Below are 21,664 nucleotides of genomic sequence, written 5' to 3'. Positions count from 1 at the left end.
GGAGAGCACAGGATGAAAGATCTATCCATTGTTGGACTTTTAGACGTTATAGGCGAATTATTTTCAGATGAAATATCCATTGCAGTTTCAGATAAAGAGAACTATATCTATTATCGACCGAGTAAACGTATAGATTTGAAAATAACTCCTGGTGATCCTGTTGTAGAAGGGACGCTTGCATATAAAGCAATGAGCGGTAAGCAAAAAGTGTCTAAGTTTATCGACCGAGAATTGTTTGGTGTTCCTTATCACGGAATGGCTGTGCCTTTTCAACATAAAGGAGAGCTAGAGGGTTGTGTACTAGCCATTTATCCTGCGTTCACGGAAGGAAAGTCCGTGGTAACGATTAAAACACAGGATGGCTGGATTCCTATTTCATTTTCCGATGTAATTTATTTAGAAGCAAAAGATCGAAAAACGCATATTGTGACGAAGACATTCTCCGGAACCCATACAAGTTCACTACAAGACTTCGAATATAGGCTTCCAAGACAATCGTTTATACGCTGTCATCGTTCTTTTATCGTCAATGTTCATCATATAAAAGAAATTTACCCAGACACACATTCTACATTTCTTCTAGCGATGGAAAATGGTGAAAAGGTATCCGTTAGTCAGTCATACTCCAGTTATTTTCGAAAGTTATTAGGATTTTAACTTGACTGACTCAGCAAATAATAACTGCTGATTAGACGAACTCTGGCTAAGATCTCAGCATCCTCAAGGGGTTATTGATATATAAAAAGCTTGTATAAGGGGAAAACATCCTTTTATTCAAGCCTTTTTTATAGAGTTGTTATATCAAAATAACAGATTATAAATATAAGTTAAGTAATTTGCTGGTTTAATCATTTAATTCTCTGCTTTAATCGGTTATTACGTATCTTTATCTAGTTTCATCTAAATTGTGACAATATACGATAAAATAATATATATGTATCATACGAGGAGGTTTTAACGATGGAAAAGAATCTTGAGCGTATAAAAGATAGCAACTTGCATGAACTTGTCGTGAAAGCGGAGGATGCAGCATCGTGGATTAGAGATGGCATGACATTAGGTTTAAGTGGATTTACACGTGCGGGTGATGCGAAAGCGGTTCCATTTGCATTAGTTGAGCGAGCGAAGAAAGAAAAGTTTAAAGTAAACATTTTTACAGGAGCTTCTTTAGGTTCAGACCTGGACAAGTTATTATCAGAAGCAGGAATTATCAATAAACGTTTACCATTCCAAGCGGATGCAACGATGCGCAAAAATATCAATGCCGGCAATCATTTGTTTGTCGACCAACATTTATCACATACAGCAGAAATGATACGTAATGGAGTCTTACCACAAATTGATTTCGCTGTAGTGGAAGCGGTTTCAATCACAGCAGATGGTATGATTATTCCTACTACATCTATTGGTAACAATTTAGCTTTTGTAACGCACGCAAAGAATATTATTGTAGAGATTAACCTAGATCAATCTCTACAATTAGAAGGATTACATGACCTATATGAACCGGCTGAACAAGGACAAAGACTTCCGATTCCATTAACGAAAGCAGATGATCGAATCGGTACAGTTGGAATGCCTGTTGATACGGATAAAATTAGAGGAATTGTTTTTACTAAATATACAGATTCACCATCTCCAATAGTTCCACCAGATCACGAAACAAAAGAAATGGCACAGCATTTAATTTCTTTCTTACGTGAAGAGGTAAAAGCAGGAAGACTTACAAATAATCTAGCTCCTTTGCAGGCTGGTATTGGTTCGGTTGCTAATGCAGTATTACACGGGCTCATCGATTCTGAATTTGAAGATTTACAAGTTTACTCGGAAGTGTTGCAAGACTCTGTATTCGAGTTAATCGATGCTGGAAAAGTCAATTTTGCATCTGCTTGCTCGATTACCCTTTCAGAAGAGATGATGAAGCAAGTTTACGGTAACTTGGAAAAGTACCGAGACAAATTAGTACTACGTCCACAAGAAATTACTAATCATCCGGAAATTATTCGTCGACTCGGGTTGATTTCTATCAACACGGCTCTTGAGTTTGATATTTATGGTAACGTTAACTCTACTCACGTTTCTGGAACGAAAATGATGAACGGTATTGGTGGTTCGGGAGATTTCGCTCGTAATGCAAAACTTGCCATTTTCGTCACGAAGTCTATAGCAAAAGGTGGAAACATTACAAGTATCGTACCTTTCGTTGCGCATGTAGACCATACAGAGCATGATGTAGATGTGGTTGTGACAGAGCAAGGCTATGCGGATCTTCGCGGATTAGCTCCAAGAGAACGTGCAGAGCTAATTATTAACAATTGCGTACATCCAATGTACAAAGCACAATTACGTGATTACTATGAAGAAGCTTTAACAAGAGGTGGACAAACTCCACATGTACTTGAAAAAGCATTCTCGTTCCATACGAACCTAGCGGAAAGTGGAACGATGCTTGTTGAGGAAGCAAAATCATACGTATAATACAAAAAACGATCTCATTTACGTTGAGATCGTTTTTTGTATGGATGGTATGTTACTTTTTAGGGATACTGCGTCGTATGGAAGTTACCGCCAGGATTTCCGCTGCAGGGCGGACGCTTTCCGCCGGGTGAGCGATGAACCATCGCCGACGCTGGCGCGTTCGCTTGCGATGTTTCATCTGTCTCACTCATCCGGCTGGAGTCGCCGCCCTTTCGCTTCAATCCATAAAATTTGCTAGCTATTCAGCCTATCTTGATGAGATGACAATCCCAATGCGAGGAGTAATTACGAAAATAATTGAAAGAAAAAGCTTTTTCCTATTAAATGCTTCACTTATTGGGAGACAGTATTTTCTAATTAGCTTTAATAATTATTGAGTAGTGGATCTCATAAATATCTCTCTAATACTAAAGACACCATCTTAGCAAGAAATTCTCATTGATTGAAGCGAAAGGCGGCGACTCCAGCGGGAATAGCATGTGCTGAAAGCCCCGCAGGAGCATAGCGACGAGGAGATTGAAGCCATGCCCGCGGAAAGCGTCCGCCTGCAGCGGAAATCATAGTGGCCGCTTTGTAGATCTCCATTTGTGCGCAGTATCACTATACTATGCAAAATATTAAATGAGTAGTTTTTATTAATGAATATCTTTTTTCTTAAATCTTCCACCACGAACTTCCGCGATATTACCAATTGCTAAAAATGCATGGTCGTCTATTTCTTCAACAATCGACTTTAGTTTTGCTTCTTCTATCCTTGTAACGACTGTGAAAATCACTTTTTTATTATCCCCCGTATAGGCACCTTCTCCGTGTAAGTAGGTTACTCCCCGTCCAAGGCGATCCATGATAGCGTCGCCAATATCCTCTATCCGCTCGCTAATAATATAAATAGATTTGGACTCATCTAACCCTTGAATGACAATATCAATCGTTTTGAAAGCGATGAAATAGGCTAAAAATGAATACATTGCCTGCTCCCAAGTGAATACGAAGCCCGCCACACTGAAAATAACTAAGTTAATAATCATAATAATTTCGCCAACTGAGAATGGAAGGGCTTTATTGAATAGGATTGCTAGAATTTCAGAGCCATCTAAGGAACCACCGTTTCGAATAACTAGACCGACACCCATTCCTAAAATAATTCCACCAAAAACAGTAGAAAGTAATAAATCATTCGTAAAGGGATCAATATTATGTAAATAGGATGTACAAATAGACAAGACTGTAATACCAAATAAGGTGGATAAGGCGAAGGTTTTCCCTATTTGTTTATAGCCAAGGAAAAAGAATGGAATGTTGAGGACAAATATAAAAATACCTAAACGGACACCAGTGAGATGTGAAAGGATGATAGAGACACCAACTACTCCACCATCTAATATTTGATTTGGTACTAAAAATAGTTCTAATCCAACTGCCATTAAAATGGCTCCTATTGCTATCATTAGTGTCCGTGCAAAGATAACTTTTTTAGAGGCATTTCTATGTGGAGTTTTTTCAATCTTTTGTTCTGCGGATATGTCACTCAATTTAATCTCCTCATTTCTACTAGCTTTCTTATTTTATTTTATAGAATTATTTGGCTTATTAGAAGGGGAGGATAGGATGTTTTGTAAGGGAAACAACAATTAATTTGACAAAAGTCATAGATGTAATTATGATGGTTACATCGGAAGGTGGAAAGATATGAAAATCAGTAGTCGATTTACAGTCGCTGTTCATATATTATCTCTCGTAACTTTAGAAGGAAATGTCGTTTGTACTTCTGAATGGATTGCAGAGAGTGTTAATACGAATCCGGTAGTAATTCGAAGAGTAATGGGTAAGTTAAAAAAAGCAGGACTCATTGATATAAGACGTGGACTAGGTGGTGCTACACTTCAAAAACCGTTACATGATATAACGCTATTAGATGTATATCGCGCGGTTGAGGTAGTGGAAGAGGGAGAGCTTTTTCAAATGCATGAAAATCCTAATCCCAACTGTCCCGTAGGCGCTAATATTCAAGCCGTGCTAGAGCTAATACTGTTCCGAGCACAAGATGCAATGGAAGCAGTTTTAAAGGAAGTTACGATGGAAGAGCTAGTTCAAGTGTTAAGTCAAAAAATTGGATAATAACTATTCAATTTTTTTACTATTGATGTAACTCCAGTAGTTACATCAATAATAATACATTTATACGGAGGGAAAAAACATGAAAATAGGTGTAATTGGAGCAACAGGGAAAGCAGGAAGCCTTATACTAGAAGAAGCAAAAGTAAGAGGTCATGAAGTAACGGCAATTGTTAGAGATGCTACGAGATTAAATGCTCAAGACGTTCAAATTTTAGAGAAAAGCATATATGATCTTACATCAGATGATGTAAAACAGTTTGACGCAGTCGTAAATGCTTTTGGCGCTCCTCTTGGTGAAGAACAAGCACATGTAGATGCTGGTCATGCTTTAATCGAAGCGATTAAAGGAACAGATACAAGAGTAATTGTTGTAGGTGGCGCAGGAAGTTTATATGTAGATGAAGCGAAGACAGTTCGTGTAATCGATACACCTGATTTTCCAGACATTTTTAAACCGACGGCAACAGGTCAAGGAAGAAACTTAAAAGAATTACAAGAAACAGCGGATATCAAATGGACATTTGTTAGCCCTGCTGGCCACTTTGATCCGGAAGGTAAAAGAACTGGATCTTATCAAATAGGCAAGGATAATCTCATTTTAAATGCAAAAGGCGATAGTTATATAAGTTATGCAGATTATGCAATTGCTATAGTGGATGAAATCGAAAATCCAAAGCATCTCAATGAGCGTTTTTCAGTTGTAGGAGAAGTGGAGTAAATGATGGAAATTGGTATTTATACATTTGGTGACCTCGGTCCAAATCCGCATACTGGAGAAACAATTAGTGCCAATCAGCGTTTAAAAGAAGTGATTGAATTAGGAAAAATGGCAGATGAAGCGGGTCTTGATATATTCGGTGTTGGAGAACATCATCGATTGGATTACACGGTTTCGTCTCCAGCAGTTGTCCTTGCTGCCGTTGCTCAAGCTACAAAACGTATTAAACTGACAAGTGCAACAAGTGTTATAAGCACCCTAGATCCAGTTCGTTTATTTGAAGATTTTGCAACGTTAGATGTGATCTCCGAAGGACGGGCTGAAATCATAGCAGGCAGAGGAGCATTTATAGAGTCATTTCCTCTTTTCGGATATGATTTGGATGATTACGATGCTTTGTTTGAAGAAAATATAAAGTTACTTCAACAGTTAAATGCAGAAGAAATAGTGACTTGGCAAGGTAAATTTCGTTCTGACCTGACAAACGCAATGATTTCTCCGCGACCAATTCAAGAAAGAATGCCACTTTGGGTTGGAGTAGGTGGGACAGCTAAGAGTGCGATCAGAGCTGGGAGACTTGGAACGGGACTGGCAATTGCTATATTAGGAGGACCTCTAACGCAGTTTAAATCACTTGTAGATTTGTATTTACAAGCGGGTATTGAAGAGGGACATAAACGAGAAAACTTACCGATTGCTGTAAATGGGCACACATATATAGCAAAAGAAAGCCAACAAGCAAAGGACGAATTTTATCCTTATTATGCTAATTATTGGTCGTACGTGAATAAGCAAAGAGGGATGGGTACAAGAATAGCTCGTTCCGATTTTGAGCATATGGCAAGTCCAGAAACTGCACTATTTGTAGGTAGTCCACAGCAGATCGTAGAAAAAATTCTTCGACAACATGAAGCATTCGGACACGACCGATTTATCGCACAAATCGATATTGGCGGGCAATCATTTAGTGAGATTGCTAAAGGAATTGAACTACTTGCAACAGAAGTTGCTCCGGTAGTGCGTAGAGAAACAAGTAAATAAGAATAAGGAAAATGGCTCAGATGCGAGAAGTGCATTTGAGTCATTTTTTTGTATTATAGAAAACTCTAAAATATATTTCGATAACTTTCTGTAAATAACATAAAGTATGCGGCTTTTTAGAAATAATGCTTCACAACTACTTATATAGTGACCGTAAGACTTCGCGCTAGCCGCACCTTGCATGAGCCAACTACGCAATGATTAAAATGACTAATTAGATAATCCCTTCTCATGACAAGTGTAGTTTTTACTAGGAGAAATTTTGTCGTGTTCAGTAGTCGGTTTGTCGCCTTCAAGATGGACTTTGTCGTGTTCGGAGGTTAGTTTGTCTCGTTCAACCATTTACTGGATTTCGCACAGTGATAAAAATAGTTAGCAAGTTCCATTGAATGAAGCGTAAGGCGGCGACTCCAGCCGAGGCCATCGGGAGGTTGGTCACGAAGGCGTTGCCACACGATGTGGCGCTCTTAGCCTTCGTTCCTCTGTTGAGACAGATGAGACATCATAACGAACGCGAGAGCTGTGGTGATGGCTCATCGCTCACCTAATAGAGCTTCTAGTGACGCATTATCTCTAAATTACACAAACTATCCCTCGTGGTTTAGCTCCCGTCTTTTGTACATATTCATATAAATATTTGTAATTATTTATTTAATCTGACAGAATAGATATGAGACTATTTTTATTTTAATAGTTTTGAAACTGCATACCCAAATATATAGACGCATATATATTTGTGATGTGCAAAAAATGTTACAAGGGGAGGAATTACAAAATGGTTTATGCATTTCCGAATACAGAAGGCGCAAAGGTTTCGTTTAAGGACAAGTATGAAAACTATATTAACGGCGAATGGACACCCCCGGTAAAAGGACAGTATTTTGACAACGTTACACCAATAACAGGTAAAGTATTTACACAAGTTGCACGATCAACTGCAGAAGATATCGAGCTTGCATTAGATGCGGCACATGCAGCAAAAGATGCATGGGGTAAAACCTCTGTAGCAGAACGATCAAATATATTAAATAAAATAGCAAATCGAATCGAAGAAAATTTAGAAACACTAGCCGTAGCAGAAACATGGGATAACGGGAAAGCAGTACGGGAAACATTAAACGCAGATTTACCACTTGCTATTGATCATTTTCGTTATTTTGCAGGGGCTATCCGCGCGCAAGAAGGTGGGTTAAGTCAAATTGATAATGATACAGTAGCGTATCATTTCCATGAACCGCTTGGCGTTGTGGGACAAATTATCCCTTGGAATTTCCCGCTTTTAATGGCAGTTTGGAAGCTAGCACCGGCACTAGCAGCAGGTAACTGTGTCGTGTTAAAGCCAGCCGAACAAACACCGGCATCCATTTTAGTACTAGCCGAGTTAATTGGAGATTTATTACCTCCTGGTGTTTTGAATATTGTAAATGGTTTTGGCTTAGAAGCTGGGAAACCGTTAGCATCCAGTCCGAGAATTAGTAAAATTGCATTCACTGGGGAAACAACTACTGGTCGATTAATCATGCAATATGCTTCTCAAAACTTAATCCCAGTAACGTTAGAGCTTGGTGGAAAATCACCAAATATTTTCTTCGAAGATATTATGGATGAAGATGATGCATTTTTAGATAAAGCAGTAGAAGGATTTGTTTTGTTTGCCTTGAACCAAGGAGAAGTATGTACATGTCCTTCGCGTGCACTTATCCAAGAGTCAATCTATGATAAATTCATGGAACGTGTTCTACAAAGAGTAGAAGCAATTCAAACAGGAAACCCACTTGATCCAAATGTTATGATGGGTGCTCAAGCTTCCGCAGAACAAATGGAAAAAATCTTATCTTATTTAGATATTGGTAAGCAAGAAGGTGCGGAGTGTTTAATCGGCGGAGAGCGTAACACGCTAGAAGACGAGCTTGCAGAAGGATATTATATTAAACCAACTGTGTTCAAAGGAAATAATAAAATGCGTATTTTCCAAGAGGAAATTTTTGGACCAGTAGTATCTGTTACAACGTTCAAGACGAAAGAAGAGGCACTAGAAATTGCAAATGACACATTGTACGGATTAGGATCTGGTATTTGGACAAGAGATATGAATACTGCATACCGCTTTGGGCGTGGCATTCAAGCGGGCCGTGTTTGGACAAACTGTTACCACCAATATCCTGCTCATGCTGCATTTGGTGGATATAAAATGTCAGGGGTAGGTCGTGAAAACCATTTGATGATGTTAGGTCACTACCAACAAACGAAAAACCTTCTTGTGAGCTACAGTGAAAACAAGCTAGGCTTCTTTTGATTAGACGGAGGTGCATGTAGATGGTTGAGCGGGTAATTGCAACAGACGCTGCACTGGAACTAATAGAATTACTGAAAAATAAGCATGGTCCACTAATGTTTCATCAGTCGGGTGGTTGCTGTGATGGTTCTTCTCCGATGTGCTATCCTGATGGAGACCTTATTGTAGGAGATCAGGATGTATTATTAGGCCGTATAGGGGATGTACCGTTTTATATGCATAAAAGCCAGTTTGATTACTGGAAGCATACACAGTTAATCATTGATGTAGTGGACGGTCGAGGGGGAATGTTTTCTCTTGAAGGTGTAGAAGGGAAGCGTTTCCTAACTAGGTCCCATGCATTTACAGAGGAAGAATATAAACAACTGCAAGCATAACAAAAGAGCGAATGGAAGGTCGAAATAGACTTTCTTATTCGCTTTTTTCAATAAAAAAGCGAATAAAATATTCTTTTATGAAGAAAGAATAAGTGTGAATATTGCTATAATTATGTTAAACTACTAATGTTAATATTTATTAAATAGTGTTTGGATATGTCTAGTTGGAAAGGAAGACTACATAGTTATGATTATTGGTTTAATTATTATACTTCTGCTCGTATTATTTTTACCTTTTAGTGTTAAATACGTAGAGCATAACTTAGAAGTATTTTTATTCATCATGGGTATTGCAGCAGCGATTGTTAGTGGCGTATTGGATATGTCACTATTTATAAAAGCACTTGAGGATCCTATTAAAATAACGCTCGCTGTTTTAGTGGCTGGATTATTATTTAAATGGCTTCAAGCGCCTTTAGAAAAAGGAATTTTAGGCATAAGTAATGCAATGCCTTTTAGATTATTTAGTGCACTTATTGTTATTGTATTGGGCTTAGTTTCCAGTGTAATTACGGCAATTATTGCAGCTTTAGTATTAGTGTTAATCGTAAGTGTGATTAAACTTGACCGCAAATCAGAGGTACGACTCGTTGTATTAGCTTGTTTTTCTATCGGTCTTGGAGCAGCTTTAACTCCAATTGGAGAGCCACTTTCAACAATTGCCATTAGCAGATTAGATCAAGACTTTTTCTATCTATTCCGTTTAATTGGACCTGAAATTATTTCCGCAGTTATCATATTCGGGATATTAGCGGCTATACTTGTAAAGCCGAAACAAGGTGAGGAAGGCTTATCTAGTAAACAAGAAAGTGAGTCATATAAAGAAATCATTATTCGGACAGTTAAAATCTATTTGTTTGTAATGGGATTAACATTACTTGGAGCAGGTTTTGAACCATTAATCAATAATTACTTGCTTGATTTGCATCCTGCTGTTTTATATTGGATCAATATGATTTCAGCTGTACTGGATAATGCTACATTAGCTGCTGCTGAAATTAGTCCAGCTATGAGCGAGGAAACAATTCGAGCAATCCTTCTTGGGCTTATGATTAGTGGGGGAATGCTCATTCCTGGGAATATACCGAATATTATTTCTGCAGGTAAACTAGGTATTCAAAGTAAAGAATGGGCGAAGTTTGGGTTCCCACTTGGACTAGCAGCAATGGTTGTATATTTTATTGTGCTATTCGCGTTTTAAATTATTTAAAGTATAAGAGTGGGTGGAAGTGTCTATGGTAGGCTCTTTTGTCCACTCTATTTATTTTTTTCGGTATACTTATAGACAACAACTAAAAAATGAAAGAGGTTTTCTAAAATGGTAGAAAAGTTATTACGTTCCCATGCATCGGTTCGAAAATATAAAGACTACACACTTACGAAAGAAGAAGTTTCAGCGTTAGTTGAAACTGCTCAACATGCGGCTAGTTCCCACTTCGTACAAGCATATAGTGTCATTTGGGTAACAGACATTGCTAAAAAAGAGGAGCTAGGTAAACTTTCACAAAACCCTAAACAATTTGAAACAGCAGGTGCAGCATTATTACTATGTGCCGATTTTCATCGGCTTCAAGTTGCAGGAAAGCTACATCATACGGAGATTGAAATCGATACAACTGAAAATGTATTAGTTGGAGCAGTCGATGTTGCTTTATTTGCACAAAATCTAGTTATTGCTGCAGAAGCGAAAGGATTTGGAATTTGCTTCATAGGTGGTGTGCGCAATGCTCCTGCAGAAATTAGTCAATTAGTTGACTTGCCGGAAGGTGTTTTTCCTCTATTCGGGATAACTTTAGGTGTACCCGACCAACAAAATGAAGTAAAGCCTCGTCTTCCAGTTGCCGCTGTATTACATGAGAATAGTTACGATAGTGCAAAATACGAATCGCTATTAACGGAATATGATCGCACAATGGAGGAATATTACGCAAGCCGTGGTTCCAACCAAAAAGTAGCAAATTGGACACAACAAATGGCAGAGTTTCTAGAAAGTCCGCGTCGTCCGCATATCCGTGAGTTTCTAGCGAGTAAAGGTTTTCATATGAAATGAAATGGTCAATAGAACTTGTAAAAAGCTATATGGAGCCTCATCGTAATGAAGAAAATGCATTACCGATGGCCGCGTATATGAAAAATCATTTTCCGTTTTTAGGCATTAAAACACCCGAACGTAGAACGCTATTTCGGGCACTTGTGAAAGAAAGTAAGCTTCCAGCATTAGAATCCATAAAAGAGGAAGTATGGTCACTTTTTCAATTAAAAGAGCGAGAATATCATTACGTAGCAATTGAATTACTTGCCAAATATCAAAAACAATTAACGGTCGAAGATTTACCTTTTTGCCTAAAACTCATTGAAACCAATTCCTGGTGGGATAGTGTCGATGCAATTGTTCCTAAAATTGTTGGAGACATTGTGAAAGCGGATAGAGCAGCAGGAGAGGCTGTTATGATGGAGTGGGTGAAGTCTTCTAATATGTGGACAAATCGGGCTTCCATTTTACATCAGTTAAAGTATAAGCAAGAGACGAACGAAGAATTACTATTTGCAACGATTAACCGACATGCTACTTCCAAAGAGTTTTTTATTCAGAAAGCAATTGGTTGGGTACTAAGAGAATATGCAAAAACAAGTCCAGAGATTGTTAGGCAGTTTGTAGAAAATACAAAGCTTGCTCCATTAAGCAAAAGAGAAGCGCTAAAACATATGAAATAACGAAAGGGGCTACCTAAAAAGGATAGCCCCAATTTTTTAGTCGCTTTCAGTAGTGATTATGTGGTCTCTCTTGCTCTTTCTTACTTGGAGAAAAAGTTTTCAGTATAGTAAGGGGTGGAATCTTCGTTAAAGGCGGTTCCTACACCTAGGTTTCTGTAATCCGCATTTAATATATTTTTCCGGTGACCCATAGAATTCATCAACCCTTCATGGGCAAAAATACTACTAGTTTGTCCATAAGCCAAGTTCTCACCTGCGTAAGAAAAAGTTAAACCATCCTCCTCTAGTCGATCAAAAGGAGATTTACCTTTTAAATTTTCATGACTAAAGTAATTGTGATTTGCCATATCCTCGCTATGTTTACGAGCTGTGTTACTTACAGCTTCATCATATGTAAGAATAGACAAACCTCTAATAACTCTGGAGGAATTTGTTAAGTCAAAAAGTTGAAATTCAAATCCAGTCTTTAGCTCTTCAGAAGGTTCACCAAATGTCGTAGAGTGATTTTTCTCCACGGATTCCTTCATAATTTGTATAGCGGTAATCGTGTTATTTTCATGTAGATCGTAAAAGAATGTGACATAATTATGATTAATTAGGAATAGATCATATTCCCCAGCATCAGGTAATATATAGATGATATTTCCCTTTTTTAATTTTTTAACGGGTTCACCTAACTTCGCAAGAACTTCATCTCTCGTACTATCCATGTTTAAGCCTAAAAATGAAGACTCGGAAGGTTGATTTGTAAACATGGCATTCACCGTATTTTTGTTATCGTACGAAACCATCATGAAATTTTTATAATCTTCGTGGTACGTATGCCAGACTAAATTATATTCATTCAAGCTTACCCGTTTGGCATTTCCGTGAATTTTCTCAATCTCACTTTTTTTCATCCCTATGGTGATTTGATCTAATTCAATTCCTTCACCGGGAAGTGTTTGTTGATTGGAAGAAATATTTGTGGCTGGTTCTTCTTTTATTTCTTTCCAGTATGCTTTTGCTTCGTCCAAATAGTGCGTGACCTCTATTGAATCGATCCATTCATCTACAGGTTCTAAAAAAGTAAGGTCTACATATTTTGCGGCATGTTCTTCCCATAAAGGTCTAGAGAAGAAAATGGCTAAAACTAAAAGTAGCAACCAGCCTATTGTTTTCATCCAGTTCACCTTCCAACCTATTTCTTAATTTCACCACAAATGATTCGATCTCCAGAATTGCCAGAAGGGTCTGTCTTATAATCATCTGCGTTTTGATGGATAATAATAGAACTACCATCCGCATCTAATAAGGAGTTACTTTTTCCTTCCGCTAATACTACTGCGGGGGATACTGTTTCAACCTCTACTTTACCATTTGCATCGACTTCGATGTTAGGTAAATCTCCTAAGTGGTAGCCCTTCGGATTTTGAAAGCCATGCTCTTTATGACTAGGGTTAAAATGGGCTCCTGCAGTTTTAAAATCTGGTTTCTCACATAAAGCTGTTTCATGAAAATGAATAGCCTTCGTTCCTGGTTGTAGGCCTTCTGCTTTTATGAGGATATGAACCCCTTTTGCATGATTAGTGAGAGTAGCTTGACCTACTTCTTTCCCATCCGTGTTTAGCAGTGAAACTTGTACCTGTTCATTTAAATCAGCATCTGCTAACGGAAAACCACATCCACTAAGTATAACTATTATTAAAACGAATAAACTAATGTATTGTTTCTTCAACGAATTCCCTCCTAAATATATGTCCACTCAAGTGTTGCCAAAAAGAGGGATTATATACATATAAGAACGAAAGAATTGGAAAAGAAAAACCGTTCAGCGATTTACGCTAAACGGTCTTTCTTCTTTTGTAATCCCATAAATAAAAGAAGGGCCACAATAACAAATACGCTAGACAATAAATATAAATTTTGATAACCAAACTGAATGGCGATTATTCCAAGTAAGAAAGATCCTACTGCTAATCCTGTATCAAATAACGTAAAGAATGTAGCGGTCGCATAACCACTTCTTTCATGCGTAGTAGATTGGATAGCAAGCGTTTGGAGGCTTGGTACAACTGCTCCGTAACCAAGACCGATAAATGCGCCTGATAGTAGAAATAGGAAAGGTGAATTCATGAAAGCAAGTAAAACAAGGCCGATAACGAAAGAAAGTAGACCAGGAATAATAATATATTTAGGTCCTTTTTCATCAAAAATTCGGCCTGTATACGGTCGAGTAGCTAGCATCACGATTGCATATACTGCAAAAAAGCTACTTGTTAAATGTAGTACTCCTTTTTGTTGCGAATAAATCGACAAATAAGAAAGGACACCTGCATAGGAAAAACCAACTATACAAGCAGTAAGTGCAATAGGCAATGCTTTTTTCTCAAAAAGGTCATTCCAAGTCAATCGGGATTTCCCAGGCGGAGTGGCAGATTTCTTATTAGCCGGTATCATTAAAGCTGCAATAGCACCAATAATAAGTAAGGCGGTCAACGTTAAAAACATTGCATCATATGAGAAATATTGAATAATAGTTAATGTGACAAGAGGTCCGACAACGACAGCTAGGTTTGTAGACATCACAAAATAACCTAATCCTGCTCCGCGTCTTGCAACTGGTATAGTGTCTGCTGCCAAAGATCCACTTGCCGTCGTTGCAATACTAAAGAAAATTCCTTGCACGAGTCGTAAAATCAATAACGCCTCAAAAGGTACCACGAAGTAATATAGTGCAGTGCATAGCAGATAAAGAAAGAAAGCGGTCCAAAGCACTTTGCGTTTACCAATTAAATCCAATACTTTACCGGTAAAAGGACGAACAATAATAGCGGAAATTAAAAAGATAGTCATTAATAAACCCGCATCTTTATCAGAACGAGATAGAACGTCCGTTGCATAAAGAGGAAGTGCGGATACTAAACCGTAAAATATCATAAAAATAGAAAAGTTTGTTGCAAACAAACTGATAAATGCTTTTGTCCAAATAGGCTCTTTTTTGTTCACATGTATTACTCCTTACTTAATTTTGCGTAAAAGCTCGATTAATATTGTTTCTTCTTCCTTTGTGAGACTTTCGACCATTCTATCTTCAAATTCTAGGATAGATTCTTTTATGGTGGAGAAGTCTTGAGAAGCCTTTTCTGATAAACTGACAATTTTCTCACGACGATCTTTTCCAGGACGAATGTCAATCCATCCAAGCTCAACTAAACGATAAACTGTACGAGTGATTGTTGGCGCTTCAACGTTTAAATACTTCCAAATTTGTGTCAACGACATCTCTCCGTGTTTTTGAATACAGAAGAGAACTGTCCATTGGGAAGCGTACAAATTGTGTTTTTTTAAAGTAAGATTTATTTCATTTGTTAAAAAGCGTGATTTCTGAAAAAGTTCATGAAAAAGTGGGTTCATCGATTAAAAGACTCCTTTTTAATGTGTTAAAGAAATATATTTACCTAGCTAAACTATTTTACTACTATTTAAGCGCTCTGTAAAGTTAAGTAAAAAAGGGAGTTGAATTGAATGAGGAATACTTGTCCAAACTAATTAGAAATGTGAACTTAAGGAGACAGGATTATATGACAGAATTTCCTACAATACAAACAAATATTTGGGACGCCCTTTGGGCGGTACCAGTTATCATCGTTTTAACTGAAATTTTAAAAATAACGTTACCTATTCGTCCGCAATATATTTCCACTATCGCCACGTCTATTGGACTTATCATTTCCATTTTTATAAGCCATCCACATAATTTGTCGGCAGGAATTTTTATGGGCCTTTTTTATAGTGGAGCTGCCATTGGATCTTATTCTTCTATTAAAACTTCTCTTATGGCTTACCGAAATCGCGCATAAAAAAACCGAGCATAATTGCTCGGATTTTTATGCGCTTTTGTTTAGAAACATTGGAAAGATGAAATTCTATTTAAATCTGTTCCATAATATGTCCACATACGTCCAGTCCATCTAAACCCGGCAACAGATCTTCTACCAACAAAGGTTGGAAAAAACCAGAAAGAACTTCCGTTTACAAGCCAGATGTACGTATTTCGGAATAAACACCCTCTTATAGAACCCGGATCAACCGCAAAAGTCCCTACAGACTGTTGCTGACGTTGGGGGGTAAATGACGGCGGTGGGCTTGTTGGTGGATTTCCTTCAGGATTATGCTGCTGCCCTTGTGATGGAAAACTAGGGGGAGATGGTGGCCCTTGCTGACCCGGGAATTGCCCAGGAAATTGCCCAGGAAACTGCCCCGGAAATTGACCCGGAAATTGTCCAGGGGAACGACCAGGGAACTGATCAATTGGTGGCATCATTGGCATCCTACTACTCCCCGGGAAATTTTGACCGCCGGGTTGAAACTCGTGTTGTTCTTGTGGAAATGGAAATTGATTGTTCAAGTAAAAATCCTCCTTTCCTTACATTGTCAAGTTAGTATATGGAGGGAGGATTTTTATGGAACGGTGATTTACCTTATCGAATATAAAAAAGTGCTTTTTCTATTAATCGTTCACTAGATAATGTGTTTTCTCCTCCTCCCTGTGCCATTTTTTCATTGCCTCCTCCTTTTCCATTTATGTAAGGAAGAACATTTGTAACTAATTCTTTCATGCTTCGTTCCACTATGTCGCCTTTTGCAGCTACGATTTGTAGTTTGTGCTCATTTTCCGAAACAAGTATGCAAATTGTTTCAGGTGACCCGCCTACTACTGTTTTTGCTAATTTCTGCAACTCTTGAATCGAGCGGCTCTGAAAAGTGGCGGTGACGACGTGTTTCTCTGCATTCGATAATAATTCTTTTGCTTCGTAATGTATGAGTGAGTCTTTCAAATTGGCTATCTGTTTTTCCGATGATTTTCCGTTTTCTAGCACTGTCTTTGCTGCATCTACGAGCTTTTCTTCCGGCGCGTTAAGTATGCTTATTAAATTGAATAAAACTTCTTGTTTACGATGTAGATGGGTAAGGACTCTTTCTCCACATATAAATTCTACTCGGATCTGTCTTTTTTGTTTTTCTATTTGTAGTATTTTAATGAGTCTAACTTGTCCTGTTTCTTTTGGATGTGTACCACCACATGCGTTGTAGTCGAAATCTGGAATAATGACGAGTCGAATATCTTCTTTTAAAGTAGTTGCTTTACGTAATTTGTACTGGGCAAGCTCTTCTAACGTGACCCATATCGTGTCGATTGATCGATTTTCCAAGATGATTTGATTGGCGAATTTTTCTGTTTCTCTTAATTGCTCCGGAGTTACGGCAGTCGTGTCTAAGTCGATTGTTGCGCTTTCTTTACCTAAGTGAAAGCTAATTGTTTGGAACCCAAATAAGCTTTCAAAAGCAGCGGATAGAATATGTTGTCCAGCGTGTTGCTGCATATGGTCAAGTCGTCTTTCCCAGTCAATATTGCCTTCTACTACTTCTGTATTTTCTGGCAGTGATTGTGCAAGATAATGTCTTATTTCCCTGTCAACTGTTTCTACATTCGTCACATCAATCCCGTTTAATGTACCAGTATCATGTGGTTGTCCACCACCAGTAGGGTAGAATGCAGTTTCTGAAAGAACGACGTAATCCTGGTCCTGTTTGATGACTCGTGCGGAAAACGTTTGTATATATGGATTTTCATAATATAGCTTTTTGGTCATGTGCAATTCCACTCCTCTATCTAAAATATATCATGAAAAAGAAAAGACCGCGTTTTTAGGCGGTCTTTTCGGGGCTAGATAACGTTTTGCGAAATACTTAAGACCCTACTCAATTTAGTGGTCAATCATTTGCAAAGCATATTCTATTGCATCATCTATATGTGCAAAAAAATGATTGGAACCAATTTTTTCGTAGATGCTTCCTCGTTTTAATCCTTTTATAAGCTTTGGTGATGCTTCTGCGACAAGTAGTATCCCGTTATTTTTTTGAATGGATTTTATCACATTTAGTAAATTTTCCTCTGCAGTAATATCGATGAAAGGAACGCTTTTCATACGTAGTATAAGTACGGCCGCCTCTGGTTGAATCGTTTCGATTACTCGTTGTTCGAACAGTTCGGCGTTCCCGAAAAATAAGGGACCATTAATCGCAAGCATCTCAATTTGTGAGCAATCATGTTCTGGTAATACTTTCGTAACTATTTGGACGTTTGTCATTTTTTGAATAAATAACAAGATAGATAACGCTAAACCAACTAAAACAGCTGTTGTAATGCTGGTGAAGACGGTAAAGAAAAAAGTTGTTAATAGAACAAGGGACTCTCCATTTTTTAGTTTCAATACTCGACTAAATGCTCTCCGTTCGCTCATATTCCAAGCAACCATCATGAGCACTGGTGCCATACTGGCAAGTGGAATTTGCGATGCAAGTGGGGCAAAAAGTAATAAAGTCACTAAAACGATTAATCCATGAAAAACCCCAGACATTCTAGAGGCAGCACCCGATTTAATATTGGTAGCAGTTCTAGCAATTGCTCCAGTAGCAGGAATTCCCCCGAAAAGTGGGGCGACAATATTAGCAATTCCTTGTCCGATTAATTCTTTATTACTATTATGTTTTGTACCAGTTATTGTATCGGCAACAACTGCAGACAATAGTGATTCTATCCCCCCAAGCACTGCAATTGCAAAGGCAGGGACGATTAATCGTTGTATTCTTTCCAAGCTTAACTCAGGAAGATGAAATGCTGGAAGAGAATTCGGAATACCTCCATATGCAGAACCAATTGTCGCTATCTGGTCCGTAAAAAAGAAATATCCGATCAATGTAGAAAACAAAAGACCAATAATTGGGCTAGGAACTTTCGGTAACACTTTTGGTGTGGCTAGTATGAAAAAGAAACAAATAATGCTAATGATAATGCTATATATATTGACTGTATGAAAATGAATCACAATTTCCCGCATATTCGCAATAAAGCTTTCATGCTTTGTTATGCCTTCTAGTCCAAAAAAGTTTGCAATTTGTCCAGTAAAAATAATAATAGCGATACCTGATGTGAACCCAATCGTAACGGGTCGTGGGATAAACTTAATAAGCGATCCAATTTTAAATATCCCCATGATGACTAGTATTATTCCAGCTAACAATCCGGCAAGCAGAAGATCTTCGTACCCATAAGCAATAACAATACCAAGCAATATTGGTACAAAAGCTCCAGTCGGACCCCCAATTTGAAACTTAGAACCACCGAATACAGAAATAATAATACCTGCAATAATCGTTGTATAAATCCCATATTCCGGTTTGACTCCAGATGCAATAGCAAAAGCCATTGCTAATGGAATAGCAATGACACCGACGATCAGTCCGGAAAGTAAATCTTTCTGAAGATGATGTAAGGAATAATTCCCTTTATTCAACTGAAATGGTCCTTTCACATTTACCCCTTCTTTTTCTCACTATTTTTAACCCTCTTCTAATTCTTCATACATCGATAACGTGTCGATTAGATGGTTGTTGAAAAGTTCCTTCGCTACGTTTAACAGGTCTACAATTGCTGGGTCCCGTAATGAATAGACAACCCGTTTTCCATCTTTCGTACCAATGACAATGTTTTTTGCCCGAAGTACACTTAATTGTTGAGAAATAGTAGAACCTGAACTTCCTATAATCTCTTGTATTTCATTGACACTTTTTTCTCCGGTCGAAAGAATTTCTAAAATCCGAATTCGCAAAGGATGGGAAAGGGCTTTGAAGAAATCAGCTTTAAATTGTTGTAAATCACTCCACATAAAAACGCTCCTATTTAATACATATTCAAATATTTGAATATGTTGATGTAATTATCATATGATGAATTGAATAGTTTTGCAATAGTATTTGTTCAATTGCTTTAATATACTGATAGTATATAGGGAAGAAGAATTGAGGAACTCATAATGAATGAACGAGCGCATAATTATTGGAATACATTTTGGGAAGGGAAAAACAAGCCCGAATCAGTTAGTGCATGGCAATTTGGAGGAAGTCCAGACGAATTGGCCCAACTTGTTATAAATGGAGTGAAATCAGCAACATGTTCTGGGCATATATTATATGAAATAGAAAATGAGGCTCTTCCGAAAGTAGATGACTATAGTATTGTATTAAATAGCAAAGAAGAACCTGTTTGTATTATTCGAACTTCTGAAGTAACCATAATGCCTATGAATGAGGTGCCGGTTGATTTTGCATATGCAGAAGGGGAAGGAGATCGTACCTACAAGTATTGGAGAGATGTGCATATTGAATTTTTTACTAATGAACTGAAAGAAGTAGGATTAGCGTTTTCCGAGGATATGCTTTTAGTTTGTGAGCGTTTTGAATTGATTGACGTCAAATAATGGGGTGAAAAAATGTTTCAGGCAGTAAAGTTATATACAGATAACCTAAAACAACTTAAGGGCTTCTATGTAAATGTATTAGGGTTTACTATTCTTGAATCAGGCAATGAGTATTTCAAATTATCTATCGGTACGTCCACATTAACTTTTCAGCAGTCAACGAAAACAAGTTTATACCACTTCGCTATTAATATTCCTGGAAATCAGTTTACACTTGCAAAACATTGGGCAAAAGAAAGAGTCACGCTAAATAGGGAAGATGCAGTAGATGAAATTTACTATTCTCGTTTTGATGCAGATGCATTTTACTTTGAAGATCCGGCAGGCAATATCGTTGAACTAATTGCAAGACGTAATGTAGATAAATGGAGTGATTTCAGTATCGACTCACTTTTGAACCTGAGTGAAGTTAGTATAACTACACCTTTTGTCCAAGAAGTAGGAGAGCAAATACAAGACATTGGTGTACATGTTTCAGGCCATGTGGGTATAGAGGGAAATGAGCTTAACTTTCTAGGAAGTAATGATACATTTATTTTATTAGTTCCTCCTAACAGGAGATGGTACTTTTCGAAAAAAATGAGTATAACATCACCTATTGAGATAGAACTCACAGATGGCCAAACGATAAATGTATCGGAAGATGGAAAAGTAGGATAACATAAAAAAAGTGACTAAGTTACCTTCTGAAAGGGTTACTTAGTCACTTTTCTTAGTTAGGGTTCTCCTTCAGTGCTTGCATTAAACTCGAATACGTTTTTATGCTTGTAAAATCGATTTCGAGTGAAACAATAGATTGTGCTAATTCTGGGCGAATACCTGAATAAATCGCTTCGACACCGATAAGATTAAGTGCTACTAATAGTTGGTAAATTTGGTTTGCAACCATTGAATCTAGTACAGGAACTGCCGAAAAATCAATGAAAATAGTTTTTAGTTTTTTGGCAGAACTTTGTGCTAAAGTAGATTCAAAAATTACTTTTGCTCTCTCGTCATCAATATTACCAACGAGTGGCAACACTCCAATACCTTCTTTAATAGGAATGACAGGGCTACTAAGTTCTGTGATTAATGCTTGATTAGCAGTGAGGATCTTTTGTGAGTATTCATAGTGATGCTTAGCGAAAATCTCAACTATATAATCTATAGCGGTATTCATCAAATCGGACCAAATGGCCACTTCAATTCCTGTAACCTGTTCCTCTGTTTCTTCGATGAACCTTTCGACAAAATTCCAAAATATTTTTCGGATTTTGTTGAATCCATGAATACTTTCATAAAGTGGAAAAGAGTCTTCCACTCGCATCTCGGCCACTTGAAATGCGCGATATTCAATATATGCTCGATAGTCCTTTTTATCTTGGATATATACGGAAGAAATTGCCTCTATTAGGGAAGCGGTCTCATCTTTCAGAAATCCTTCGGTATCGGGTGTGGCATAAGACGGATCGTCCAAAAGCTTACTTGCTAGCCACTCCTCGGTTATATTTGATTTGTTTTCAATGATAAAGTTATATAACTCCCTGTTTAAATCACTCATCTCTGTATTCTCCTTTACTGTTCATTCTAGTATGTATATTGTAGAATACTGCTGGCTTTTATTCTAGTCATCATAACA

General features: G+C 37.7%; 23 protein-coding genes. 13 read left to right on the top strand and 10 right to left on the bottom strand.

Features of this window, described 5'->3' with window-relative positions; translation table 11 throughout:
- The first annotated feature begins 12 nt into the window (after positions 1–12).
- Together BMZ04_RS18210 and BMZ04_RS18205 are read left to right on the top strand one after the other, a co-directional pair.
- Positions 13–657 (top strand): LytTR family DNA-binding domain-containing protein, encoded by a 645-nt coding sequence (locus tag BMZ04_RS18210; RefSeq protein ID WP_093275132.1) that lies wholly within the window; start codon positions 13–15, stop codon positions 655–657.
- A gap of 303 nt (positions 658–960) precedes the next feature.
- Complete coding sequence (locus BMZ04_RS18205) at positions 961–2,478, top strand: acetyl-CoA hydrolase/transferase family protein (protein ID WP_093275127.1); 1,518 nt, start codon at positions 961–963, stop codon at positions 2,476–2,478.
- A gap of 635 nt (positions 2,479–3,113) precedes the next feature.
- Here the strand turns inward: BMZ04_RS18205 and BMZ04_RS18200 are convergent.
- Positions 3,114–3,983, bottom strand: coding sequence for a YitT family protein (locus BMZ04_RS18200; RefSeq protein WP_369802692.1), 870 nt, complete (start codon positions 3,981–3,983; stop codon positions 3,114–3,116).
- Positions 3,984–4,167: 184 nt separating this feature from the next.
- Here BMZ04_RS18200 and BMZ04_RS18195 point away from each other — a divergent pair, with 184 nt between their 5' ends.
- The 8 genes from BMZ04_RS18195 (at position 4,168) to BMZ04_RS18160 (ending at position 11,743) form a co-directional block, all read left to right on the top strand.
- Positions 4,168–4,596, top strand: a complete 429-nt coding sequence (locus BMZ04_RS18195) for an Rrf2 family transcriptional regulator (RefSeq protein WP_093275123.1) — start codon at positions 4,168–4,170, stop codon at positions 4,594–4,596.
- Positions 4,597–4,675: 79 nt separating this feature from the next.
- Entirely contained in the window at positions 4,676–5,314 is a 639-nt protein-coding gene (locus BMZ04_RS18190; RefSeq protein ID WP_093275119.1) for an NAD(P)-dependent oxidoreductase, read from the top strand.
- Complete coding sequence (locus BMZ04_RS18185; RefSeq protein WP_093275114.1) at positions 5,315–6,355, top strand: LLM class flavin-dependent oxidoreductase; 1,041 nt, start codon at positions 5,315–5,317, stop codon at positions 6,353–6,355.
- A gap of 775 nt (positions 6,356–7,130) precedes the next feature.
- Entirely contained in the window at positions 7,131–8,651 is a 1,521-nt protein-coding gene (gene adh, locus BMZ04_RS18180; protein ID WP_093275109.1) for an aldehyde dehydrogenase, read from the top strand.
- A gap of 20 nt (positions 8,652–8,671) precedes the next feature.
- Positions 8,672–9,028: a DUF779 domain-containing protein gene (locus tag BMZ04_RS18175; RefSeq protein ID WP_093275106.1), complete on the top strand. Its 357-nt coding sequence runs from the start codon at positions 8,672–8,674 to the stop codon at positions 9,026–9,028.
- A 187-nt stretch (positions 9,029–9,215) separates the two neighbouring features.
- Positions 9,216–10,229 (top strand): DUF1646 family protein, encoded by a 1,014-nt coding sequence (locus tag BMZ04_RS18170; RefSeq protein ID WP_093275101.1) that lies wholly within the window; start codon positions 9,216–9,218, stop codon positions 10,227–10,229.
- A 117-nt stretch (positions 10,230–10,346) separates the two neighbouring features.
- Positions 10,347–11,078 carry an oxygen-insensitive NADPH nitroreductase gene (gene nfsA, locus BMZ04_RS18165; RefSeq protein ID WP_093275098.1) on the top strand — a complete coding sequence of 244 codons (732 nt, stop codon included), beginning with the start codon at positions 10,347–10,349 and terminating at the stop codon, positions 11,076–11,078.
- Positions 11,075–11,743 carry a DNA alkylation repair protein gene (locus tag BMZ04_RS18160; RefSeq protein WP_093275095.1) on the top strand — a complete coding sequence of 223 codons (669 nt, stop codon included), beginning with the start codon at positions 11,075–11,077 and terminating at the stop codon, positions 11,741–11,743. Before nfsA ends, BMZ04_RS18160 begins: the two co-directional genes overlap by 4 nt.
- Positions 11,744–11,823: 80 nt before the next feature.
- Here the strand turns inward: BMZ04_RS18160 and BMZ04_RS18155 are convergent, their stop codons facing one another.
- The 4 genes from BMZ04_RS18155 to BMZ04_RS18140 form a co-directional block, all read right to left on the bottom strand.
- The gene (locus BMZ04_RS18155) at positions 11,824–12,906 is read right to left on the bottom strand and encodes a CAP domain-containing protein (RefSeq protein ID WP_093275094.1); all 1,083 of its coding nucleotides are present in this window, start codon (positions 12,904–12,906) and stop codon (positions 11,824–11,826) included.
- A gap of 17 nt (positions 12,907–12,923) precedes the next feature.
- The gene (locus tag BMZ04_RS18150; protein ID WP_093275091.1) at positions 12,924–13,460 is read right to left on the bottom strand and encodes a superoxide dismutase family protein; all 537 of its coding nucleotides are present in this window, start codon (positions 13,458–13,460) and stop codon (positions 12,924–12,926) included.
- Between the two features lie 101 nt (positions 13,461–13,561).
- Positions 13,562–14,731 carry an MFS transporter gene (locus tag BMZ04_RS18145; RefSeq protein ID WP_255368002.1) on the bottom strand — a complete coding sequence of 390 codons (1,170 nt, stop codon included), beginning with the start codon at positions 14,729–14,731 and terminating at the stop codon, positions 13,562–13,564.
- A 12-nt stretch (positions 14,732–14,743) separates the two neighbouring features.
- Positions 14,744–15,139, bottom strand: a complete 396-nt coding sequence (locus BMZ04_RS18140) for a MarR family winged helix-turn-helix transcriptional regulator (RefSeq protein WP_093275088.1) — start codon at positions 15,137–15,139, stop codon at positions 14,744–14,746.
- 167 nt (positions 15,140–15,306) lie between these two features.
- Here BMZ04_RS18140 and BMZ04_RS18135 point away from each other — a divergent pair, with 167 nt between their 5' ends.
- A complete protein-coding gene (locus tag BMZ04_RS18135; RefSeq protein WP_093275085.1) occupies positions 15,307–15,585 on the top strand; it encodes a hypothetical protein in 279 nt (92 codons plus the stop codon).
- 41 nt (positions 15,586–15,626) lie between these two features.
- Here BMZ04_RS18135 and BMZ04_RS18130 read toward each other — a convergent pair whose 3' ends face one another.
- The 4 genes from BMZ04_RS18130 to BMZ04_RS18115 form a co-directional block, all read right to left on the bottom strand.
- Positions 15,627–16,133, bottom strand: a complete 507-nt coding sequence (locus tag BMZ04_RS18130; protein WP_093275081.1) for a hypothetical protein — start codon at positions 16,131–16,133, stop codon at positions 15,627–15,629.
- 73 nt (positions 16,134–16,206) lie between these two features.
- On the bottom strand, positions 16,207–17,379 hold the full coding sequence (locus BMZ04_RS18125) for an alanyl-tRNA editing protein (protein WP_093275077.1): 1,173 nt from the start codon (positions 17,377–17,379) through the stop codon (positions 16,207–16,209).
- Between the two features lie 114 nt (positions 17,380–17,493).
- On the bottom strand, positions 17,494–19,101 hold the full coding sequence (locus BMZ04_RS18120; RefSeq protein ID WP_143128323.1) for a SulP family inorganic anion transporter: 1,608 nt from the start codon (positions 19,099–19,101) through the stop codon (positions 17,494–17,496).
- A 27-nt stretch (positions 19,102–19,128) separates the two neighbouring features.
- Positions 19,129–19,455 (bottom strand): ArsR/SmtB family transcription factor, encoded by a 327-nt coding sequence (locus BMZ04_RS18115; RefSeq protein ID WP_093275074.1) that lies wholly within the window; start codon positions 19,453–19,455, stop codon positions 19,129–19,131.
- A 147-nt stretch (positions 19,456–19,602) separates the two neighbouring features.
- On the opposite strand from BMZ04_RS18115, the gene BMZ04_RS18110 reads away from it, so the two are divergent.
- Both BMZ04_RS18110 and BMZ04_RS18105 read left to right on the top strand, forming a co-directional pair.
- On the top strand, positions 19,603–20,046 hold the full coding sequence (locus BMZ04_RS18110) for an ASCH domain-containing protein (protein WP_093275070.1): 444 nt from the start codon (positions 19,603–19,605) through the stop codon (positions 20,044–20,046).
- Between the two features lie 12 nt (positions 20,047–20,058).
- Complete coding sequence (locus tag BMZ04_RS18105; RefSeq protein WP_093275066.1) at positions 20,059–20,706, top strand: hypothetical protein; 648 nt, start codon at positions 20,059–20,061, stop codon at positions 20,704–20,706.
- 52 nt (positions 20,707–20,758) lie between these two features.
- Here the strand turns inward: BMZ04_RS18105 and BMZ04_RS18100 are convergent, their stop codons facing one another.
- Positions 20,759–21,586 carry an STAS domain-containing protein gene (locus tag BMZ04_RS18100; RefSeq protein ID WP_093275061.1) on the bottom strand — a complete coding sequence of 276 codons (828 nt, stop codon included), beginning with the start codon at positions 21,584–21,586 and terminating at the stop codon, positions 20,759–20,761.
- Positions 21,587–21,664: the final 78 nt, after the last annotated feature.

The organism is Psychrobacillus sp. OK032, from assembly GCF_900111345.1.
Classification (GTDB): Bacteria; Bacillota; Bacilli; order Bacillales_A; family Planococcaceae; genus Psychrobacillus.
This window is presented reverse-complemented; position numbering and strand designations above follow the sequence as displayed.

Bases quoted from the DNA above. Each gene is read 5' to 3' on its own strand.
- BMZ04_RS18135 (WP_093275085.1), top strand. From the start codon at position 15,307: ATGACAGAATTTCCTACAATACAAACAAATATTTGGGACGCCCTTTGG.
- BMZ04_RS18205 (WP_093275127.1), top strand. From the start codon at position 961: ATGGAAAAGAATCTTGAGCGTATAAAAGATAGCAACTTGCATGAACTT.
- BMZ04_RS18115 (WP_093275074.1), bottom strand. From the start codon at position 19,455: ATGTGGAGTGATTTACAACAATTTAAAGCTGATTTCTTCAAAGCCCTT.
- BMZ04_RS18175 (WP_093275106.1), top strand. From the start codon at position 8,672: ATGGTTGAGCGGGTAATTGCAACAGACGCTGCACTGGAACTAATAGAA.
- BMZ04_RS18160 (WP_093275095.1), top strand. From the start codon at position 11,075: ATGAAATGGTCAATAGAACTTGTAAAAAGCTATATGGAGCCTCATCGT.
- BMZ04_RS18195 (WP_093275123.1), top strand. From the start codon at position 4,168: ATGAAAATCAGTAGTCGATTTACAGTCGCTGTTCATATATTATCTCTC.
- BMZ04_RS18170 (WP_093275101.1), top strand. From the start codon at position 9,216: ATGATTATTGGTTTAATTATTATACTTCTGCTCGTATTATTTTTACCT.
- BMZ04_RS18185 (WP_093275114.1), top strand. From the start codon at position 5,315: ATGATGGAAATTGGTATTTATACATTTGGTGACCTCGGTCCAAATCCG.
- BMZ04_RS18125 (WP_093275077.1), bottom strand. From the start codon at position 17,379: ATGACCAAAAAGCTATATTATGAAAATCCATATATACAAACGTTTTCC.
- BMZ04_RS18190 (WP_093275119.1), top strand. From the start codon at position 4,676: ATGAAAATAGGTGTAATTGGAGCAACAGGGAAAGCAGGAAGCCTTATA.
- BMZ04_RS18100 (WP_093275061.1), bottom strand. From the start codon at position 21,586: ATGAGTGATTTAAACAGGGAGTTATATAACTTTATCATTGAAAACAAA.
- BMZ04_RS18110 (WP_093275070.1), top strand. From the start codon at position 19,603: ATGAATGAACGAGCGCATAATTATTGGAATACATTTTGGGAAGGGAAA.
- BMZ04_RS18140 (WP_093275088.1), bottom strand. From the start codon at position 15,139: ATGAACCCACTTTTTCATGAACTTTTTCAGAAATCACGCTTTTTAACA.
- BMZ04_RS18210 (WP_093275132.1), top strand. From the start codon at position 13: ATGAAAGATCTATCCATTGTTGGACTTTTAGACGTTATAGGCGAATTA.
- nfsA (WP_093275098.1), top strand. From the start codon at position 10,347: ATGGTAGAAAAGTTATTACGTTCCCATGCATCGGTTCGAAAATATAAA.
- adh (WP_093275109.1), top strand. From the start codon at position 7,131: ATGGTTTATGCATTTCCGAATACAGAAGGCGCAAAGGTTTCGTTTAAG.
- BMZ04_RS18155 (WP_093275094.1), bottom strand. From the start codon at position 12,906: ATGAAAACAATAGGCTGGTTGCTACTTTTAGTTTTAGCCATTTTCTTC.
- BMZ04_RS18105 (WP_093275066.1), top strand. From the start codon at position 20,059: ATGTTTCAGGCAGTAAAGTTATATACAGATAACCTAAAACAACTTAAG.